General features: G+C 65.2%; 3 protein-coding genes (1 of these 3 only partly in view). All 3 read right to left on the reverse strand.

From position 1 onward, the window contains the following. Window positions 1-17,311: the start of a matrixin family metalloprotease gene (locus tag BMI91_RS02805; protein WP_244176578.1), read on the reverse strand. Its footprint begins 21,989 nt before the window's first position; only the first 17,311 of its 39,300 coding nucleotides appear in the window; it begins with the start codon at window positions 17,309-17,311; its stop codon lies beyond the left edge, outside the window. A gap of 337 nt (window positions 17,312-17,648) precedes the next feature. Next, window positions 17,649-21,062: an error-prone DNA polymerase gene (locus BMI91_RS02810; RefSeq protein ID WP_078603886.1), complete on the reverse strand. Its 3,414-nt coding sequence runs from the start codon at window positions 21,060-21,062 to the stop codon at window positions 17,649-17,651. Continuing rightward, on the reverse strand, window positions 21,059-22,534 hold the full coding sequence (locus BMI91_RS02815; RefSeq protein WP_078603887.1) for a Y-family DNA polymerase: 1,476 nt from the start codon (window positions 22,532-22,534) through the stop codon (window positions 21,059-21,061). Before BMI91_RS02815 ends, BMI91_RS02810 begins: the two co-directional genes overlap by 4 nt. Window positions 22,535-22,540 lie beyond the last annotated feature (6 nt).

A 22,540-nucleotide genomic window follows, 5' to 3' on the forward strand; every position in this document is an offset into this window, starting at 1 on the left:
TAGTGATCTCGAGGTTGGCGACCACGCCCAGACCGTCCTCACCGCTCTTGATCGCCGGGTCGGTGGTCGGGTTCGCGCTGTCGGAATAGCGGTAGGACCAGCCTTGCTCGACCGCCGCGATGGTCACATCGCCATAGGTCTGGCCGCTGTCGAAGCTGCCGGTCAGCCAGTAGCGATAGATCGGGGCCGCGTCGGTGCCGCCCACGCGGACCGGGGCCACACCATTGTCGATCTGCACCGTGCCGAGGCCCGCGCCGCTCAGCGTGAACTCCGCCCCGCCATCGGTGATCGAGGCCGCGTCATAGACGAAATCGCTGTCGGGCACGTCCGGGAACTCGATGTCGATATAGTTGCGACCGTTGAGCAGGTTCACGTCGATCGCAGCGCCCGCACCCGGATCGACCATGATCGCGGTCGCGCCTTCGACGGTGATCACCTTGTCCCCGGTAGCGCCCGTATTACCCGCCGCATCGGCCCAAGCCCCGGTGAAGGTGAGCGTGTAGATGCCCGGCGCGAAGTCGAAATTCGCGGTGGTAATGGCATAGGCGAATTGGGTGATGCCCTCTTTCTTCAGGAGCGCATAGAGTTCCGCCCCCGTCGGCAGGGGATGGTCATAATCCGCGCTGTCGGAGGCGACGATCCGGCCTTCGGCATCGAGACCGAGCGTCTTCAGGCTCGCCGTGCCGTCCTCGTTCATGAACATCGCAACCGGAACCGGCGTATCCGAGATTCCGACGGCCGTATTCACCGTGGAGCCATCCGCAGCACCGGTGCGCGTCAGGGTGAACTCGTCATTCGTATCGAGGATCGAGCCGTAATCGAGCGAGCCGCTGCCTGCGGGATCGAAGGTCACGATAATGCGCAGATCGGCATTGGCGAGGTTCACGTCGACCGTGTAGCCGTCGCCGTCCAGCTGATAGGGCGCGCTGAGCGAGGCTTCGGGCTCGACCACCGAGAACACGGCATCCGGCGTCGCGGTGTTGTTCTTGCCGGTCTGGGTGGCGTTGTTGGCCCATGTATCGGCGGTGAAGCGCACGGTGTAATCGCCGACGGCGAGCTGGTTGTTCGTGAGGTCGGGATCGCTGGTGTCGATGAAGTAACGCACCTTGCCGCCGCCGATCGCAATGGCGCCGAGGATGTCGATCTCGTCGCCATTGTCGTTGAACAGTTTGAACGGTGCCACCGCATTGGTCGCGATCGCGGCCAGCGTCTCGGCGGTGATCTCGCCGCCGATCTCGGCAATGAACTTGATATCGACCCACGGCCCCGCGACAGCCGGGTCGCCGCTTTGGGTCGTGTTGTCCTCATCCGCATAGACCGTCTCGTTGGTCGCGGTCTCGGTGTAGGACCAAGACTGGAACAGGAAGGTGTAGGTCACCGAGTTCACATCGCCCGTGCCGGTCAGCCAGAAGCGGAACGTGTCGGCATCGACCTGTGCAGGCGCCTGCGTGTTGTCGAGGGTGAAATCGCCACCGGTGATCTCGATTTCAGGCGTCAGGTCGAAGACCGAAGCGGCGTCCACCGTCGCACCGTTCACCGTCGGGAAAGTGATGTCGATATAGGCGCGCTCGTTGAAGTTGCCGACACCGGTCACGCCGCCATCGCTGGGCCCGTCGAGGCGCTGCGTCGGTGTTGCGGCCTGTTCCTCGACCACGGCGAATTGCGTGGCCTCGCCGAGGATGTCCTTGAAGCCGAATTGCAGCGAGCCCTTGATCGTCAGCAGATCGACCTGATCGGGAATCTTCACCAGCAGAAGGATCGTCGCCTCGCCCGAGGCGATCTTCGACAGGTTCGCGTAGAGCCGCGCCGAGAGCGAGAGGTTGTCGGCGGCGAAGTTCAGTTGGCCGATCACGAGGATCTTGCCGTCGGTCGAGATCTTGATCGTGACCTGACCGTTGAACACGGCCTGCGAGGTGTAGATCGAATATAGCTTGGCCGAGCCGGTGATGATCATCGGCGAGGTGAAGGCCGCCGCGAACCCGCCGCCCGCCGCCGAGCCGTTCTGGATCGCGATATACTGGTTCACGACCTGCTGCTGCACCGAGTTCAGCCAGTCGTCGATCGACACGTTCAGCGGCAGCGCGAAATCGGGGCCGTTGAGCTCGTCGGGATCGGTGATGTCGGGCAGCGACTTGAAGAAGTCCACGCCGCCGGTGAAGTCGTTGATCGCGAGACCCGAATTCGGCTCGAGCAGGATACCGCCCGGCACCGAGCCCGAGACCAGCACGCCGAGCGGTCCCAGTTCCGACAGTGCGAAGCGGATCGTGAAGCCGCCCAGACCCGAGAAGGAGAAGCCCGCCTCGACGCCGATGAAGAAGACGCGGTCTTTCACCGGGCTCGTAAGGTCGAAGGTGGAGAGTACCTGATTGCCCTCGCCGATCCGAATGATGCCGCCGATCAGCGCGCCCTCGATCTCGCCGCCGAAGGCGTTGCCGCCGATTTTCACGCCGATCGAGTCGATGCCGATGATCGGGAACTTGCCTTCCAGCAGCAGGCCCACATCGATGCGGATGCCCTCGACCGTGCCCTCGAAGGTCAGCCCGTCATAGCCCTGCAGCCCGGTGATCGACGCCGACAAGGTGAGGACGAAATCGCTCGGGTCGGCCTGAATGTCGGGCCATTGCACGCCGATCTCGGTGATCTTGATCGGCAGCCAGCTCGGCCATTTGAAGTTCGCGCCCGAGGCCCCACCCACGCCGATGAAGACGCCGAAGCCCTGCTTGGTGACGAAAGTGCCGTCGCCGAGGAAGGCGAACTGGCGCGCCTCGCCCGAGAGGTTCAGCGAGCCGATCTTCAGTTCCGCGCCGATCGAGACGAAGCTGATCAGCTCCTCGTCATCGGCTGCCCCGGTATCGAGCGACAGGCCCACACCCTTCAGCTTGAGGACCGAGCCGATGTTGATCTCGAACGTGTCGAGCTCGAAGATGAAGCCGTCGACCACGCCATCGGTGAAGGTCAGGCCGGCCTTCAGCGCGAGCGTGTCGTTCACGTCCTCGCCCGAGACGCGGTCGGTGACCTTGGCGTTAATCGCCTTGCCCGGCGCGAAGGTCGCCCCGCCAGAGCCGACATAGATCGTGCCGTCGAAATTCACCTCTTGGCCGAAGATCAGCGAGAAGTCGGTGACGCCGATGCGCAGGTCGTCGAATTCGAGGATCGAGCCGAACTTGATCTTGCCGGTCGCGCCGTCGGTGCGCTGGACCGCGCCCGTGCCGGTGCCTGAGCCCGCGCCAGTGCCCGAATAGATGATCTCGCCGCGCCCGATGCGGAAGCCGTTGTCATAGATCGTGAGGCCGCGCACGCCCTCAAAGGTCGTGATCTGGCCCGCGATGCCGAATTTCGGGAAGGTGACCTTGATCGTGTCGATCTTGATGATCTCCTGACCCGCGCCCTCCGGCGTACCCGCGACCGGGGTATCGGGCGCCGTCCACGAGGGATCGTATTCGACCTTGATGCGGTCGGCCTCGAAGAGGACCACGTCAGGGATCGAGCCCGTCAGCTTGTCGGCGGTGATCGACCATTTGCCTGTGAGCGAGACGACCGGATCGTCGCCGCCGCCCGAGATCACGCCCATCACGTCGATGCCGATATCGAACTTCACCAACAGGTTGGTCAGGGTGATCTGGGTGCCGCCGCTATTGGTCTGAGTACCGTCGGCATTCTGGGTCGCGGTGCCGCCGAAGGCGAGCGAAGCGCTTTCCGCTCCGACCGAGATCGTCAGGACCAGCAGACCGTCCTTGAAGCCGAGCTTCGCGAGGCCAACCTTCGGCGCGAGGATCGAGACCGGGCCGACCTTGATCGGGGTCGCTGCCTCGGCCGCCGGCAGTTCCTGCACCTTGAAGATCTGCACATAGGCGGTGGTCTTCGCGGGCGACGCGACCGAGCCGTTCTCGCCGCCGAACCAGTAGACGACATCGTCGGCCGTGCTGTTCAGGTCAGTGCCGCGATCGGTGTATTTCCAGGTGCCGGTGATGAACTCGACCTGCACATCGCCCACGTTGAAGGCCGGGTTCGCCTGCGAGGTCGAAGTCGCGGTCGGCGTGCCGACCACGCCCGTGCCGGTGGCGCTCGCAGCGGGCGGCTCGGCGAAGACGTAATAGCGATAGGTCGTCTTGCCGATCTTCTCGACCGTGTAGGTGCCGTTGGTGTTCGTCAGCAGATTGACGTTCGACGCGCCGCCCGTGCGCACGAAGCGGATCTCGTCACCATTGATCGAACTTGCGTCGAGGATCTCGCCATTGGGCAGCACGAAGGTGACGTCGATATAGCCCTTCGAGTTCAGCATCGACTTGTCGATCACCGCGCCATTGAAGGGCGAGGCCAGCTCGATCGAGGGCGCGGCGGTGATCGTGGTCAGATCCTGCGGATCGGTCGCCGGGTTCGCCGCGGGCGCATTCTGAACCGGCGACTTGCGGATCGTGAAGCGTTCGTATTCGGCGGCGCTCTGGGCCCCGGCGGCATCGCGCCAGGAATTGGCGAGGAACTGCACCTCATAGGTGGTGTTCGCGGACAGGCTCACAGGCGTGGTGATCTGGTAGCGATAGGTCGGGCGCGCCGTGCCTTCGACCAGCACCCCTGCCCCGTCGACCGTGATCGCCGCCGTCGTGTCGCCATAGCGCGCGGTGATCGTGAATTCCGGGTCGATATCCGTGATCGAGTCCGGGTCGATGCCCAGCGGATAGGCCGGGTAGGCATCCGCATCCAGACGGTTGGTGTTGTAGAAGGTGACGTCGATATAGGTGAAGCCGTCGAGATTGATGATCTGGCCATTGAGCGGCGAGGCGATATCGGCGGTCAGCGGGCGCAGGTTCGTCGTCGGCGTCACCGAGACGGTCTCGCCAAAGAGCGTGTAGCCCGTCACCCGCATATCGGTCAGCTGGAAGCCGGTCGCGCCGCCGAAGCTGAACTGGGCCGCGCCTTCGATACCGAAGCTGTCGGCGCCCGGCGGCGTCACCGTGATCGAGGTCTCGGGCGCGTCGACCGAGATCCGGCCATCGGGCGTCTTGTTGAACAGAACGTCGTTGGAGCTGATCACCAGCAGATCGCCGGTCTCGGCCACGCCGAAGCTGATCTCGACCGAGCCTTTCACGCGCTCCATCTGCGGGGCGGCGAAGGTGATCGCGACCGGGGTCGCCGAGGTGCCGCCTTCGAGCAGCGGGAAGCCGGTCACGGTGGTCGAGAAAGCGGTGCCCGAGGTGTTGAGCCACACTTCGACCGTGCCCGAGATATTGAGCCCCGGAATGCCCAGCGCCTGAACCTCGCCCTTCGCATAGACCGCGAATTTGCGGTTGGCGGAGGTTCCGAATTCGAAGATCGCGATCGTGGTGTTCGAGATCAGCAGGCCGATATCGTCGCTCGGATCGTTGGGATCGCCCGCATCGCCGAGGAAGATCGAGATATTGCGGCCCATCTTGCCGCTTGTGGCACCCGCCGGCAGTTCCGCCGGGAGAATGTCGCTCAGGCTGCCTTCGATGGTGAAGTAGGGCTCGTAGCTCAGCTTCACCTCGGCCAGCGCGATCTGGTTCACATTGGCCTGCCCCTGGAAGTCGAGAATGTAGGTCGCGTCGCCCACATCGACCTCTTCGTAGATATCGGTGCGCGAAGTGGTGTTGATGCGGATGATCGCGCTCGCCGAGACCTCGAAGCCTGCAGCCGAACCTTGCGCGCTCGCCTCGATCTGCGCGGCGATGCCGTTCTGCGACAGCGTGGCCGAGCCCGAATAGATCAGGATCACGCCCTTCGCGTCTTCGATGGTGAAGCCGTCTCCGTTCGAGTCCGTATAGCCGCCCGTGACCCCGGTGAAGGCGATGGTCATGCGCTTGGTCTGGTTCGGCGCAATCCCGGTCGTCAGCTGCGAGAACATCAACGTGCCGGTCAGGCTGATCTCCGGCGAGGCGCCCACATCGAGCGTGCCGTCATTGTCGGTATCGGTCGCGTTGAAGTCGACATAGAAGGCGGCGTTCTCGACTTCGACCCGCAGGAACTGGCCGCGCGGCAGATCGAGGATATCGCCATTCGCGAACTCGACATAGACCGCCTGAATGGAGGTGTTGATCTCGAGCGTCGCCGTCGTGCCATTGCCGATCTGGTAGGCGTTGGTGCCATCGTCGAACGCGATATCGGGAAGCGTGACCGAGAAGCTGCCCGCCATGCCCTGCGGCATCAGATAGAGCAGCGCGTCGCCGGTGAATTCATAATCGCCGAATGTCAGGGTGATGTCGGTCAGCGCGATTTTCGAATAGACAACGCCCGTCGCGCTGGTGGTCTTTTCGAAGGACAGATCGCCGGAGAAGGCAAAGTCGGCATCGTCTGCGCTGGTGGGCGTATCGCCCGAGAGGTTCACGAGAAGCTCGATCCCCGTTCCCACCGGATCTCCATAAGCCGAGACCGAAAGGAAAGTGCCCGCATAGCCAAGGCTGTAGAACGCCTGAAGCGGGGTCATATCTGCAAAGGTCGTGGCACCGGGGTCGAGGCCCGTCACCTCCGTAAAGTCGAAGCCCGTGAGGATCGTCTGGGCGCCCGCTCCCGCGGTGCCCGACTTGCCTTGGTTCAGCTTGAGCTCGACGCCGCTCGCGCTGATCGCGACGCCCGGAATACCGGCAAGCGCAACCTCTTCGATCGACGCATAGAGCGCGGTGTATTTCTCACCGCCCACCACCGCGACGCCATTGGCATCGACCTGGCTCAGCATGGCGAGACGGAAGGAGAAGTTCGTCAGCACCAGACCCTGCGCACCCGAGGTATCGGCCATCGGCTGCACGACCGGGGTGTCGCCCGAGGTATCAACCTCGAAATACGGCCCGCCGGTGCCGACGAAGGCGCTGATGCCATCGCCCGAGATTTCGGTCGCGGCGAAGGTCTTCTGGTTCGGCGCGGTGCCGACGGTCAGGGTCGCGCCCTTCTGGAAGGCAACCTGCCCGGCGAGGAAGACGTAATCCTCGAAGCCCAGCACGACGAAGCCGGAGGCCGCGAGGATCGCGCCATTGGCATCCAGCGTCACGATATCGGTGTCGCTCACCTTCACGTCGAAGCCGCCACCATCGAAGCTCGCAAGGTTCAGCGCTTCCTTGGCTTGCGTGCTCAGGAGCTTGCCCTGGTTCAGCTCGACCTCGAGCCCGTAGCCCGAGAGGGTGACCCCGTCGATGCCCACCAGCTCGACCGTGCCACCGGCTTTCAGTGCCATATAGGAGGCCGCCGCCGGATCGGTCGCAGCCAGCGCCACGCCATTCGCGTCGACCGTCTTGAACATCGCGAGCGCGAGATAGGCGTCCGTGATCTTCAGACCGACCGCATCGCCCTGATCGCCGAAGGCCTTGGTCAGGTCGTAGCCGGTGCCGACGAAGATGTTCACATGCTGCGCACCGACCGTCACCGCCTTGAGGTCGCGGCTCGTGCTCGTGCCGGCGACGAGGGCGGAATAAATCTCGCTCGACTGGGTGAAGGCGAACTCGCCCTGGATGAACACATAGGCATCGAAGCCGATGGTCAGCGAGCCCGACACTTCCAGCGTCGCCACGGTCAGCTCGTCGAAGGTGATCGTCTCGGCGCCGACCGTGATGTCCCAGGTGCCGCCCACACCGCCATAGGTGAAGTCGAGCGTGTTGTAGGGCGTCGTCTCGTTGCCGCCGCGGTTCATGATCAGCGTGAGCGAGCCATCGACCGTGACATTGTCGACGCCGATCAGCGAGGCCCCGCCCGTCGCCTTCACGACCATCCAGCTCTTGAGCGGGGTCGCGGTCGGGTTCGCCGGATCGAGCGGCATTTCCTTGACGATATGCAGGCCCATGCGCTGCAGCGAGAGCGCCACGCCCGTCGCGTCGGAGGTAGCATCGACCTCGCCATTGGTGATCGTCGGCGTGCCGACCCCTGCGAAGACCACGGCTTCCGAGATACCGATCGACAGAACCGAAGCCTCGAAGGAGGTGGTCGAGCCGACCATACGGGCTGCGACCTTGTCGGTCTTGGTCAGCGTGATCTGGCCTTCGATATGGACGAAGTTTTCGATGACGATCGTGGCACCCGCGAAGAGCGAGAAGCCCGACTGGTTCATGTCGAGGACCGTATCAGTGGTGGCCGGGTCGACGTCATTGCCATTCGTCGCAGCGAGCAGGTCCTGGCCGCTGAGCATGGTCAGGCCGTCGCTCCATTCGGTCGAGAGAAGATTGATCGACTGCCCCCAATCGAGCACGTCGATCACGCCGGTCGCATCATTGGCCTTGTTCATCTCGAGCGACAGCGTGTCGAGCGTGATATCCACCAGATCGACCCCGGTCAGCGAGGCCGAGGCGATATCGGCCTTGAGCGCGGTGAAGGCGCGGGTATCGGTGAGCGGATTGGCCGCCTTGATCGAAGCGAGCAGAATATCGGCGCTCGCGATGGTGATACCGGGGCCGTCCGGGATACCGATGAAGAACTTGGCCTCGTAATCCGCCGGGGCGTCGCCGCCATTCGCGGCCTCGTCGGCGGGATCGATGCTCAGGCTGATCCGGGTCAGCACCGCATCGTTCATGTCGGTCGCGATGTCGAAAGTGCCGTCGTGGTTCACGTCCACATCGACGATATCCTGCGAGAGCGTAAACTTCGCGCCCACATCGACGAAGCCGAAGGCGTTGAGCGTCAGGTAGCCCACGACCTGCGTGCGGTCTGCGCTGGCGTCGAAAGTGACCACCTCGTCATTCGGGCCATAGGTGAAGGAGACCGGACCCGCAGGGTCGTTCGCGGGATCGCCCTGCGCGGGCGTGCCGTCCAGATCGATCGAATTCCAGTTGAAGAAGGTCGTGGTGTCGTTCCCGGCGGGCTTCGTCGCGTAGTAGTCGAGCGAGAAGGCGTTGACCGTCAGCTCCATCCCCTCGGGCAGACCGGCGAGCGTGCCGCCTTGGATATTGCCCAGCACCGCCGTCGCCGAGGGCGTGGTGGTCAAGGGCAACGTGCTGTTTGCAGGCGGGGTCGCCTTGATCAGCGCAAGCGCGATATCGGCGGAAGCCACCGACAGGCCCACACCGCCGGGCTGGCCGACGAAGAGGTTCTCGACATGCAGGCCGATCAGCATGAGGCTCGCGTCTTCGAGGCCCGCATTGGTGCTGTCCAGTTCGGCCTCGATCTGGTTGCGCATCACGATGTCGAAGGTGGCCGAGCCGGTGACGAAGCCGAAGATATCCAGATCCAGACCGCCCGAGATCACCAGATCCGTGCCATCTTCGGGAGCGACCGCATCGACGCCCAGATCCTGAATGATCGGCGCCCAGTCGAGTTGATCGCTATTGATCGCGTCGCGCCCGTTCAACGTGAAGTCGAGCGAGTTCACCGTCAGATCCAGCCCCTGCGGCAGGCCGCGCGGCGAGATCGTGTCGGCATGGGCGGACATCGCGGTCCAGCTGCGCGCGACGGCGCTCGGGTTTGCGACCAGATCGACCACCTCGGTCACCGAGATCAGGTCGAACGCGAGCCCTTCGGCCGCGAAGCCCGTGCCCGCATTGGCGACGGCGTCGACCCGGTCGAATTCGTCATAGGTGAACTCGCCGCCCGCGCCCACGAAGACATAGGCGCCGTCGATCGAGAAGGAGAAGGCCTTGGCGCTGATCGTGCCGCCCTGCGGATCGTCGACGGTGAGATCGCGGATCACACCCGACAGACCGCCCGCCAACAGGATCGCGCCTTCGATCTGCAGTTCGACATAGGCGCCGAATTCGATGCCGAAGCCCGCGTCGAGATTGGTGATATCGGCGAGCGCGTTGATCTGATCGACGCCGGTCGCGCCCCAGTCGAGCTTGTTATCGTCCGCATCCGCGCCGTTCATCGCGAAGTAGAGATCCTTCACCGTCGCGGTCAGCGGCAGCCCCTGCAGACCCAGCTGATCGACGCGCAGCGACAGCGCCATCCAGCTGCGAGCCACGGCGGGCGAGGTCACGGTGGCCGGGTCTTCCGACACCATCACCAGCTCGATCGAGCCACCCTGCGCCACGAAGCCCATGCCCTGATCGGGGTCGATCGTGCCGTCATTCTTGAGCACACCGTCCACACCGGCGAAGAAGTTCAGATCGCTCAGGGTGAAGATCAGAACCTTCGCCCCGGTCAGCGTGCCATCGGCGTCGATTGCGGTGGCGACCGCCACATCGGCGAGCAGGCTCTTGATCGAGAAGGTGCCGGTGGCGATCACGACGCCCGCCACGTTCAGCTCCGACACGGTGCCGGTCACCGACAGGATCGCGGTCGCGTCATAGCCATCCGTGCTGTCGGTGATCGTCAGGCCCAGATCGAGGCCCTTCCAGTTCATCACCGAGTTGTTGGCCGCGTTCAGCGGGTCGGTGTAGCCGAAGTTGGCTTCGACCGCGACATCCGAGATTTTCAGCGTGAAGCCCGTAAGGCCGGTCACGCCGACGCTTTGCGAGGTCACGAGGATTGCCGACCAACTTTTGACCGTGCGGGTCTCGACCACACCTGTCGTCAGCGGGTTGTCGGCGGTCTGGGTGACCGAGGCGAACTCGATGCCCACATTGTTCGCATAGATGCCAGTACCGTCGGTGGTGCTCACATCCGTGATCTTGCCATCGGTGCGGGTGAACACGCCGCCCTGCCCCGCGAAGAAATAACCGCCGGTCAGCGAGAAGGTCATCACCGACGCGCCCTCGACCGTCAGGCCGTTGCCGTCGCTAATCGTCTCGGTCAGGATCTGGCCCGCCATCGTGCCCGCGACGGTGACGAAGCCGTCGACGGTGAACTCGACATAGCCGCCGAAAGCGATGTTGAAGTTGGCGCCCATCTCGGTGACGTCGAACAGATCGCCAGAGGCGAGATTGCCGATCTCGGTCACGCCGGTCGCGGTCCAGTCGATCCGCTCGCCATTCACCGCATCCGCGCCGTTGAAGCCGAAATAGAGGTCGAGGCCCTGCACGGTGACCGTGTTGGGCAGACCCTGCAGGCGCACCGTGGCTACGTCGAGCGCAACGGCGGTCCAGCTGCGCGGCACTGCCGGAAGCGTCACGCTCAGCGGATCTTCCTTCACCAGCACCAGTTGCAGCGAGGCGTTCTCGGCCACGAAGCCGGTGCCCTGATCGGGGTCGATCGTGCCGTCGCCCAGAAGCGCGCCGCCGACACCCGCGAAGAGGTTCAGATCCGACAGGGTGAAGATCAGGATATTCGCACCCAGCACGGTCTCGGTCGTCACGCCCGAGGGCACGATGATGTCGCTCGCGAAGCTCTTGATGCCGAACTTGCCCGAGGCCACGATCACGCCCGCCACGTTCAGTTCCGACACGGTGCCCGAGACGGAGAAGCCGTCGTCGCGGGTCAGGCCGTCGGTGGCATCCGCGAGGCTCAGCAAGTCGAGCCCGGTGACGCCGCCCAGCGAGGCCCAATTCAGGAAGGTGCCGTCGATGGCTGCGAAATTGCCGTCTACCGCGAGGTCCGCGAGGGTGATCTGGAAGGCGTCGATGCCGCGCAGGCCGAGGCTCGCGACGGTGACGCGCAGCGCGGTCCAACCGATGGTGACGGTCTCGTTATCCCATTGCGTGGCCGGATCGCTGTCATTCGTCGCCGCATTATCGGTCAGCACGCCGAGGCGGGTCACCTGCGCGAATTCGAGCGCGTCGTCCAGACCCATCGAAGCATAGATGCCGGTGCCCTGATCGAGAAGCCCGGTCACCTCGTTCGTGGTCGCGTCGCGGTCGAACGCGCCGCCAGCACCAACGAAGATCTGCGCACCGGTGATCTTGAAGCTGGTGATGTCGGCGGCGGTCAGGGCGATCACGCCGTCATTGATATCGGCGGTCGAGATCGAGCCTTCGACCGTGCCATAGACCAGCACGAACCCGCCGAGCGCCAGATCGAGCGTGCCGCCGAAGGCGATGCCGGTATCGGCGTTGATCTGAGCGATCCCGGGGTTCTCGGCCGGATCGACAATGGCCGACCAGTTCAGCTTGGTCGCGCCCATCGAGGCCGTGTTCATGCGGAAGTAAAGACCGGTGACCCCGAGCGCGAACTCGTTGGGCAGGCCGCGCATCCCGACATAATCGACCGAAAGCGACAGCGCGCTCCAGCTGTGAGGTGTGGCGGTGCCGAGTTTCTCTTTCACGACGATCAGTTCGAGCGTGCCGCCCGACGCGAGGAAGCCCGTGCCCTGATCGGCAATCGCGGTGGGAGCATTGGCATCATCGAAGGCACCGCCGACACCGGCGAAGAAGTTCACATTGGTCAGGGTCAGCCGCGTGACCTGCGCATCGGTGATCGCCGCCTGGATGGTGTCGTCGATCGACTCGGTCGAGGCCGAGAAGTTGAAGGTCGCCAGCGCGAAGACCGTCTCGGAAATCTCGACGGATAGCGTGCCGGACACCGCCAGCTGATCACCCGGGCCCAGATCGCCAAGCGCCGTGGTCACGTCGGTATCGTTCACAGTCGACCAGTCGAGGTGCGGGCCGGTCGGCGCGGTTGTCGAGTTCGAGGCCAGCGACATGCCCGACAGCTTGATCTGGACCGCGTCGATGCCCTTGGCCTCCAGCGCGCTCAGCGAGCCGATCACCCCGGAATATTTCACACCGGTCGTCGTGTCGGTCAGCAGGCCGAGCGCGAGATTACCGCCATTCGCATAAAGACCCGCGGCATCGCCCAAGAGGTTCAGCGTGGTCGTGCCGGTCGCCTCATCCGTGGCGGTCGACGCACCGGTGCCCGCGAAGAACTCGACATCGCTGAGCGTCACGAAAGTCAGCGTGCCCGCGGTGATATCGACGAGATCGAGCGTCTCGGCGCTGCCCGCCTGCGCCGTCACGTCGATCGCCCTCAGCCCGAAGCCCGCGCGCAGATAGACGAAATCGCCCACCGCCAGCGTCAGTTTGCCCGACACCGCGAGGCTCACCGTGTCGGTCACCTCTTCGAGGCCAGTCAGGCTCGACCAATCGAGATTGGAGAGGGTGGTATCGCTGACCGAGTTGTAGAGCACTTTGAGGCTCGCAAGGTTCAGCGTCACGCCTTCGACATTCACCAGACCGAGGCTCGCGAGGCTCGCCGACACGCCGGTATAGCTGACCGGGATCGGGTCGGTGGTGGTCAGGATGCCGATGTAGAAATTGCCCCCCGCCGCCGAGAAGCCGATGGCGTTCGTCGTATCGATCCCGCTTGCGCCGATCGTGCCGCCCGCCCCCGCGAAGAGGCTCAGATCGGTGAGCGTGATGTAGAGCAGATCGCCGGTGATGCCGCCGACCGAGGTGCCCGCGGTCTTCTCGACCGAGAAGCTGCCGGTCAGCAGCACGGTGTCCGAGATGTTCAGCTCGTCGATAGTCGCGCCGACGAAGAAACGCTCGGTATTGTCGAAGCCGTTCGTGGCATCGGTCAGCGCGAGCGTCGTGCCCAGATCGAGCCCCTTCCAGGTCATCACGGTCGGGTTCACCGCGACCATCGCATCGGCGGCGTTGACCTCGACCACGAAATCGCTGACGGCAAGCGTGAAGCCCGGAATGCCCGCGACCTCGACGGTGCCGACATAGAGCTTGATCGCGTTCCAGGCGTTCAGCACGGCGCCGGTCGTTCCATCGACATTCTTCACCGAGGCGAATTCGAACAGCACCCCTTCCGCGCCGAAGCCGGTGCCGATCAGCTTGTTCTCAAGATCGCGGTCCAGCCCGTTGACCTTGCCATTCCCATCGGTGGTGAAGCCGCCGCCGCTGCCCACGAAGATGTAGCCATCGGCCAGCGCGAAGGTCATCACCTGCGCATCGGTCAGATCGGTGCCAAGCGGATTATCCGCCGCGGCGATGGTCTGCTTGGTCACCGTGATCGAGATGTCGCCCGCGAGCAGAACGGTGCTCTTGACCGTGAAGACCGCGCGCACATCGATGGTGAAGCCCGTGAAAGTGCTGTCGAAGCTGAAGCTCGGCCCACCGACCTGGGTCCAGTCGAACGCCATGCTCGCATAGGTCACGTCGAGCGCATCGACCGTCGCGGTCACATCGGTGATCCCATGCAGCGTGGCGGCGGTCGAGAGTTCCAGCGCGGTGACCTTCTGGCCGAGGTTGGCCCCTGCCGAGGTCACGGTGAACATGGCGAGCGTCAGATCGAGGGTCGGGATTTCGAAGCCGGTCGCATTGGTCAGATCGTAGCTGCCGCCCGAGACCTCGGCGCCGACACCCGCGAAGAGGCGCCCGTCCGTGATCAAGAGCGTGAAGTAATCGCCATCCACCGTCGCGCCGTCGAAGGTCACGCTGGTCTTGGCCGAGCTTTTCAGCTCGAAGGTGCCGCTGACATAGACCGCGTCACTCACGATCAGCGTCGCGGTGGCCTCGACCTTGGTGAGCGCACCGTTCAGCGTCAGCCCGGCATCGCTCAGCGCGCCCTGGTCCCAATTCAGCGGAGTGGCACCGCCAGATGCGGTATTCACCTGAACGGAAACATTGCTGACCTCGGCGGTCAGCCCGGTGATGCCGACCGGGGTCGCGTTGGCGAAGGAGAAGTCGATGCCGGTATAGGTTGTGCCGCCCGAGCTCAGCACCGCGAAGGTGCCGGTGAAGCCGGTGACCGAGAAGCCGAAGGCGTTAGTGGTGTCGACGGTGACCGGGCCGCTCGTATCGAAGACCGCGCCGGTGCCCGCGAAGAATTTGACCGCGTCGAAGCCGAAGACCATCAGATCGCCGATCGTGTCGGTCGCGCCGGTCAAGCCGCTGACGATGGTTTTGGTGAAGCTGAACCCGCCCGCGATCAGAACCTCGCCGCCGATGGCCAGCGTCACGTCGCCCGATACTTTCGCGAGCGGCGCGGTCGCGCCCGTCGCCGCGCTGTCGATCTCGGAGACGACGAGCTTGGCGCTCAGCGCATCGTTCGGGTCGGTCAGTTGCGAGGTCACCAGCTCCAGCGCGCCGTTCGAGAGCGTGGCAGTCACGCCGTCGACGTTCACCAGACCCAGCGCACCGACCGTGCCATCGGCGATTACCCACTGACGGCCCGTTGCGGTCTCGCGGATCATCTTGACCGAGAAGCTGAGATTGTCGACCGCGAAGCCGACCGAGCTATTGGGCTGGCCGAGGGTGAAGTAGCCGTTCGCGCCGCTACCCGCGAAGAACGAGCCGCCGGTGAGCGAGATGGTGGTGACGTCGAACCCGGCGGTGACGGCGGTGGTCGTGCCGGTGCCCACTTCGTAGAGCACACCGTCGAGGCCGGTGTCGGTGGTGTAGCCAATCGGCGAGCCGACGCCGTCGCTGGTCGCGAGGCTCACGAAATCGCCGACCGAGATTTCCATCAGACCGGCATTGCCCGCGAAGCCCGCGGTCACGAAGCCCGGACCGTCGATCGCGAAGGCATCCGCCTCGGTGCCACCCTCGAGACGCTCGACCCCGGTGAAGGTGATGGTGAGGCCGTTCCAGCTGAGCGACCCCTCGTTGATGCCGGTGATCGTCCAGACCGTCGCGGCGTCCGGACCCTCGATCGTGTCGTTGAAGCCAGCGCCCGCCGCGATCGAGGTGATCGGTGCGCCGGGCGTGCCATAGGTCACGCCGTTGACGGTGACGGTGCCGTCGAGGTTCACGGTGTAGGTCAGGTTGCTGTCGGCGGTGCCGTCGAGCGCGCCACCCGCTTCCGAGATCGCGCCGGCCACCGGAGCGCCGAGGCTCGGGGCCGCGTCGGGAAGACCGATGCGCTCGCCGGTACCAAGCGTCGCGTTCATCACCGAAGCGTCGGCGTCATGGTCGAGGCCGAGCGCGTGGCCGATCTCGTGGAGCAGGACGGTGTAGAGGTCGACGCCCTCGGAGGCCGCACCGTCGGTCGCCACCAGACGATCGCCTGCGAGCAGATCGAACTCGGTGCTGTCGCCCGGCGTCGCGTCGATGAACCAACCGGCCCCGGCGGCGTCGGCGTCGATCTCGATCAGCGTGCCGGTAATCCGGGCGAGTGCGCCGTCCTCGAGATCGGTGATGGTGAAGGTGAGTTGCGACAGGATCGCCGCGTCGGTGCGGCTGGCCCATTGAGCGAGGGCTTCGTCGAAGATCGGAGCAACCTGCGCCTCGGTGAGATCGGCGGTGCCTGTGCCAGCCGCCGCGGGATCGAGACGAAGCGATTGTCCGCTCTCCTCCGCAAACGGGATCTGGATGCCGAGTGCCGAGGCCAGACCGGCGAACAGTGCGCGGAGGTTCTCGGCGAACCCGGCACCGGGCGTGATGACCGGCGCGGTGAACGCGTCGGACAGTTGGAGCGCGCCATCGACCGGGTCCGAGGTTGCGAGTTGAAGTTCGGGAAGCGCGATCCGTTCACCCGTGCCGAGGCTCTCCCCCATCACGGCCAGATCGGCATCGTGGTCGTAACCGAGCGCATGGCCGATCTCGTGGGTGAGGACCGTCAGCAGATCGACGCCATCGATCGGCTCGCTCGTATCGAGACCGGTGAACCAACCGGCCCCTGCCGCGTCGGCATCGACTTCGATATGCGTGCCGGTGATCCGGGCAAGCGCGCCGTCCTCGAGATCGGTGATCGAGATGGTGAGCTGCGACAGGATCGCCGCGTCATCGGTCCGGGCCGCCCACTGAGCGAGCGCTTCCTCGAAGACCGGGGCAAGCTGCTCCTCGGTCAGATCCGCGGCGCTCGAGCCCGTCGGGGCGGTACCGGCGAAATGGAGGTAATCGGCTTGCGGGCCCCACGGACCAGCGTTGAAGAATTCGCCAAGACCAAGGGTTTCACTGATTTTTTGGAACAGGTCCTGGAGCGCAGCGAGAACCGCCCCATTGTTGGAGTTTTGCGTATTTTCGTTATTCGTCAGTGCATTAGTGGTTGCGGCCGGGGGGCCAGTAGGCTCATTTCCGGTCAGATCGGCCACGGAGCTGCTTGCGGGGTCTTGTCCCGCGCCAAAGCTTCCACGTAGCTGCGACAGCATCGCACCGAGCAGCTCGCGCAGCCCTTCGATGCCCTGATTTTCTTGAATATCGAACTGGGCAAGGAACGCTTCGAAGGGCGTTGGCTGCCCCTCTTCCTGCACGTCCTGCGGAGCGACGGCTTGCGTTGCAGCGGCAGGATTTCCCCAGTCTTCCGGCCAGTCCACACTGTTCGAACCGGTGTCCGAAGCCCCTTCATCAGCCCCCGTCTCGCCCCGCACATTCTGGTCGAAAGCCGTCTGAACAAGCACGATGAGGTCTTCGAGAAGGTCCAATGGCTGCGCATTGGCTGCCATCCGGGCCAGTTCTCCCGAAATCGGGTCCGCCGAGAGCAAAAGCCGCGGCTCCAGGGCCTCGATGCGGTAATTTTCCTCGCGGTGAAGGGTGTTATCGGCTTCGTGGAGGGCGGTGTCATTGGCCAGACCGACAGCATCCTGCACGTCGGAGCGGGTCCGACGCAGGAATTTCGTCACACTGGTCAAGCCAAATAAAGACAAGACGCGCCTGAAGCTCACCGATATCGGCAAGCTCCCTCCCCAAGTTGCGATATGAACGCGGTTCCGCCATCTGACGAAATTTTGTTCTCCTTTAGGCTGAACTCACGCAGCAATATTGCAACGAAAATAGTATCCACAGGGCGCCGAAATCATATGAAACATATATATTTCAGTGACTTAATATCCTTACTTAGCGTCAAAAATGAAACTTATCCACAGGGCGTTCTTGACGTTACGAAAACAATTGCGTCCAAGGCGAGGCGAATCGCCGCACCGGGCAAAGTGTCGCGCGACGGGCGGTAGAGGCCCGGTTTCAATGGAAATCTCGGCTCGGAAAAAGCCGTTTCGCCTGCTCGCGCGGATGGCGCGCGGTGGTCTGCGGACGGAGCCTCGGAGCGTCGTCCGCCTGGGGTGTGGTGAGGCCCAGAACGTCGTCGAGCGGGTGGCCCAGATCGGCCAGTCGCGGGGACAGATCCTCGATCTTTTCGGCGATCAGATGGACCACCACCCCCTCCCGTTCGAGCCGCCCCGAGACCCGCAGAAGACGCCCGCCCATCACCGCCCGGCGGAACCGCTCATAGAGCTTCGGCCAGACCACGACATTGCTCACGCCGGTCTCGTCTTCGAGGGTGATGAAGATCACCCCGGAGGCCGTTCCGGGGCGCTGTCGGGTGATCACGAGGCCGCAAACCGTGACCCGATTTTGCCGCGTGCCGATCAGTTCGCAATGCGGTGTGAGGCCGGAAATCGAGGGGCGCAGCAGCTCCATCGGATGGGCGCGGAGACTCAATCTGAGCGCCACGTAATCCTCCACGACCTCCTCTCCCAGATGCATCGCGGGCAGTTCCACCGCCGGTTCGCGCCCCCCTTCCCCATCCATCGGATCGGCGAAAAGCGGCAGTGGCGCGGGGGCGCGGATCGCCTTCACGGCCCAGAGCGCATCGCGCCGCGTGAGGCCAATTCCGGCAAATCCATCGGCCTCGGCGAGCCGTTCGAGCACATGCGGCGGCGTGCCCGCGCGCAGCCACAGGCTCTCGGGATCGGGGTAGCCATTGCCCCGTGCAGCGACGATCCAGCCCGCATCCTCCTCGCGAAATCCCTTGATCTGGCGAAAGCCCAGACGCAGCGCCAGGGCCCCGTCCGCGCGGCGTTCCAGCGAGCTGTCCCAGCCCGAATGGTTCACACAAACGGGCCGCACTTCGACCCCGTGTTCCCGCACGTCGCGCACGATCTGGGCGGGCGCATAAAAGCCCATCGGCTGCGAATTCAGCAGCGCGCAGGCGAAGATCGCGGGGTGGTGGCACTTGAGCCAGGACGAGACATAGGTGAGATGCGCGAAGGCTGCCGCGTGGCTTTCGGGGAAGCCGTATTCGCCGAAGCCCTCGATCTGGGAAAAGCAGCGATCGGCGAAATCGGGCGTGTAGCCGCGCGCCAGCATGCCTTCGACAAAGCGGTCGCGGAAGGTGCCGATCGTGCCCATCTTGCGGAAGGTCGCGAGCGAGCGGCGCAGGCGGTCAGCCTCCTCCGGCGTGAAGCCTGCCGCGACCACCGCGATCTGCATCGCTTGCTCCTGAAACAGCGGCACGCCGAGGGTTTTGCCCAACACGCCTTCCAGTTCCTTGGAAGGAAAATCGACCTTTTCGCGGCCCTGACGGCGGTTGATATAGGGGTGGACCATGCCGCCCTGAATGGGGCCGGGGCGGACGATCGCGACCTCGATCACGAGGTCATAGAAGATGCGCGGACGCATCCGCGGCAGGAAGTTCATCTGCGCCCGGCTCTCGACCTGAAACACCCCCACTGCATCGGCGCGACACAGCATGTCATAGGTCGTCGCGTCTTCCTGCGGGACGGTGGCGAGCGACATATCCAGCTTCTCGTGACCCGCCAGAAGGTCAAAGCTCTTGCGGATACAGGTGAGCATCCCGAGGCTGAGAACATCGACCTTCAGGATGCACAGCGTGTCGATATCGTCCTTGTCCCATTCGATGCAGGTGCGCCCCTCCATCGCGGCATTCTCGATCGGACAGAGCGCGTCGAGGCGGCCTTTCGTGATGACGAAGCCGCCGACATGCTGGCTGAGATGGCGCGGAAATCCGATGATCTCGCCGATCAGTTTCAGCGTCTGCGACAGCCGCCGATCGGTGGGGTCGAGGCCCAGTTCGCCCATCCGCGCATGGTCCGGCCCCTTGCCGGAAATGCCCCAGATCTGGCCCGCGAGGCTCGCCGTGACATCGGCGCTCAGCCCCATCACCTTGCCCACCTCGCGGATCGCGGCGCGGGTGCGGAAATGGATCACGGTCGCGCAGAGGCCAGCGCGGTCGCGGCCGTAGCGTTCGTAGATCCACTGGATGACTTCCTCGCGGCGCTCATGCTCGAAATCGACGTCGATATCGGGCGGCTCGCCGCGATATTTCGAGATGAAACGCTCGAAGACCATGCCGATCTGGTCGGGGCTGACATCGGTGATGCCAAGCGCCCAGCAGATGATCGAATTGGCCGCCGAGCCGCGCCCCTGACACAGGATGCCGCGGCTGCGGGCGAAGCTCACGATGTCATGGACGGTGAGGAAATAGGCAGCGAAGCCCAGCTCGGAGACGAGGCGCAGTTCCTTCTCCAGCAACCCCGCGTGACGTTCCGAAATCCCCCCCGGAGAGCGCCGGGCCAGCCCCTCGCGGGCGAGCCGGTCGAGCCGGTCCTGCGCGGGTTCGTTCTGCGCGACCTCATCGGGATATTCGTAGCTGAGTTCGTCGAGATCGAAGCCGCAGCGCGCCGCGATCTCGCAGCTTCGGCGCAGGGCTGCGGGGTGGCGACGGTAGAGCCGCGCCATGTCCTCGGCCCCTTTCAGGCGGCGTTCCGCATTGGGCAGCGCGCGGGTGCCAAGCGCATCGATGGTGCAACCCTCGCGCAGGCAGGTCAGCACATCGGCCAGTTGTCGGCGAGACCCGCGATGCATCAGCACGTCGCCGGTCGCCACCATCGGCGTCGAGGCCCTCAGCGCGAGCGCCGCACAGGCGTCGAACCAGCGCTGATCCGAGCCGTCATAGCGCGGCGGCGCGCCAAGGAAGACCTGCCCCGGAAAGCGCCGCCGCATCTCCTGCAGCGGGCGGTAGGCGCGGGCCAGATCGGCGGGCGGCAGGGCGATCAGGATCATCCCCGCGCAGCCCTCCAGCAGGTCCGCGCGGGTCAGGTGACACTCCCCCTTCCCCGCCCGGCGCTTGCCGCGGGTCAGAAGCTGGCTCAGCCGGTGATAGGCCGCGCGGTCGGTGGGCAGCGCCACCCATTCGACCGGGCAATCGGTCAGCACCAGCCGCGCGCCGACGATCAGCTTCGGCAGTTTCGCGGTGGTTGGCCGGGCCAGATCCTGCGGCGAGCCGATGGGCTGGCGAGAGCTTTCGTCGCGCTGGACTTCCGAGCGGATACGCAGCGCCTCGCCGATCTCGCGCTTGAGTTCCTTGAGCGCGGAGAAGGCCCGGACCACGCCCGCGAGCGAGTTGCGGTCAGTGATCGCGATGGCCTCGAGGCCCAGCTCGGCGGCGCGCACCATCAGTTCCTCGGGGTGGGACGCGCCGGTGAGGAAGGTGAAATTGGAGGTGGTGCAAAGCTCGGCATAGGCCAGCGGAATGGCGGGGGTATTGGCGGTGGTCACGACCGTGGAGGGGGCGCTGCCCCCGCGCCCGTCGGGCGCCCCCCGGGATATTTCGGCCAAGGCGAAGGGGGCGGTCATGCGAAGACCCCCTCGATATACCAGCCGGGATCCTGCGGCGTGTGGAACATCCAGAGCCGCAGCCCCTGCCCGGTCTCGACGCGCCAATAGTCGCGCATCCCGCGCCGCCAGTTCGGATCGTCGAACCACCATTCCGGGGTCAGCCGTTCCGGCCCCTCGATGCGTTCCGCGCTGAGCGATTGGCGGCGCCAGCGGAAGCGGCGCGGCGGATCGGGGGCGTCGGAGATGAGCGGCTCGGGCGGGAACAGCCGCAGCGGGCGGGGGTGCGGCTGGTGCCAGTTGCCCTCGGGGTCGGTGAAGGCGGCGGGCGCGATCAGGAAGCTGCGCTCGGGAATATGGCTGTCGGCGGGCAGGTAGCGTTGGACGTTTTCCAGCCCGATGCGCAGCCCGATCCGGGTGATCAGATCGCCTAGCTTGTCGCGCCGCTCGGTGGCGATTGCCCCGATCTGGCGGGCGGGCAGTGTCTCGACCTGCGTGGCGGCGAGGCGCATCTGGTCGATCCCGAAGCCTGCATCGATATCCTCGATGCCGCGCGCGAACAGCGCCGCGATCCGGGTGGCATCGCGGAGCGGGGTGGCGAGGCGCAGCTCGACCTCCTGACTGGCCTGATCGACGCGGCGCAGGGTGAGGCAGAGCACCCGCGCGCCGGTCTCGTTTTCCTTGAGTTTGACGCAGAGCCGGTCGAGCAGCCGCTCGATCCCGGCCATCACGTCGGACTGCTGTCCGATCGGCTCGGGCAGGGTCAGGCGGGTGCCGTAATGGGGTGTATCGGCCACGGGCGAGACCTGTTCGGGCAGATCGCCCAAGGCCTGATCGAGCCGCGCCATCAGCCCCGCCCCGAAGCGGCGCACGAGCGGCGCGCGCGGTGTGCGGGTCAGATCGCCGATCTCACGCAGGCCCAGCCGCTGCAGCCCCGTGATCGTGTCATGCGGCAGGCGCAGCGCGGCCACCGGCAGCTTGCCCAGTGCCGAGAGCCGCGCGCCCGGCGCAGCCCGGCCGGGGGCGAAATGCGCCAGCGCCCAAGCCGCGCCGCGCGTGTCGGCGAGGCCCAGCCGCGCGGTGATCCGGGCGCGCTCCAGCCGGGCGGCCATCTCGGCCATCATCGGCTCCTCCCCACCCCAGAGGTGATCCGAGCCGGTGATGTCGAGCACCAGCCCCTCGTCCTCCAGCCCCACCCAAGGGCAGTAGCGCGTGGCCCAGCGGCGCAGGGTTTCGAGGAATTGCGCCTCGCGGGCGGGATCGGCAGGCGCGGTCTGCAGCGCGGGGCAGAAGGCGCGGGCCTCCGACAGCGCCATGCCGCGCGCGAGCCCCTGCCCCTCGGCGGCGGCGTTCAGGCAGTGCAGCCGGTCGGTATTGCCCTCGCGCAGGACCAGCGCGAAGGGCCCCTCAACGGGCCGCGCGCGAAGAACCCGGTCGCTCGCCAGCCGGGGAAACCAGAGAGTGAGAATACGCCGTGTGCGCCCGTCGAGCATGTCGCT

The sequence above is a fragment of the Thioclava sediminum genome (assembly GCF_002020355.1).
Taxonomy (GTDB): Bacteria; Pseudomonadota; Alphaproteobacteria; order Rhodobacterales; family Rhodobacteraceae; genus Thioclava; species Thioclava sediminum.

Excerpts from the sequence above, each read along its gene's own strand:
- BMI91_RS02815 (WP_078603887.1), bottom strand. The coding sequence starts at position 22,534 with ATGCTCGACGGGCGCACACGGCGTATTCTCACTCTCTGGTTTCCCCGG.
- BMI91_RS02810 (WP_078603886.1), bottom strand. The coding sequence starts at position 21,062 with ATGACCGCCCCCTTCGCCTTGGCCGAAATATCCCGGGGGGCGCCCGAC.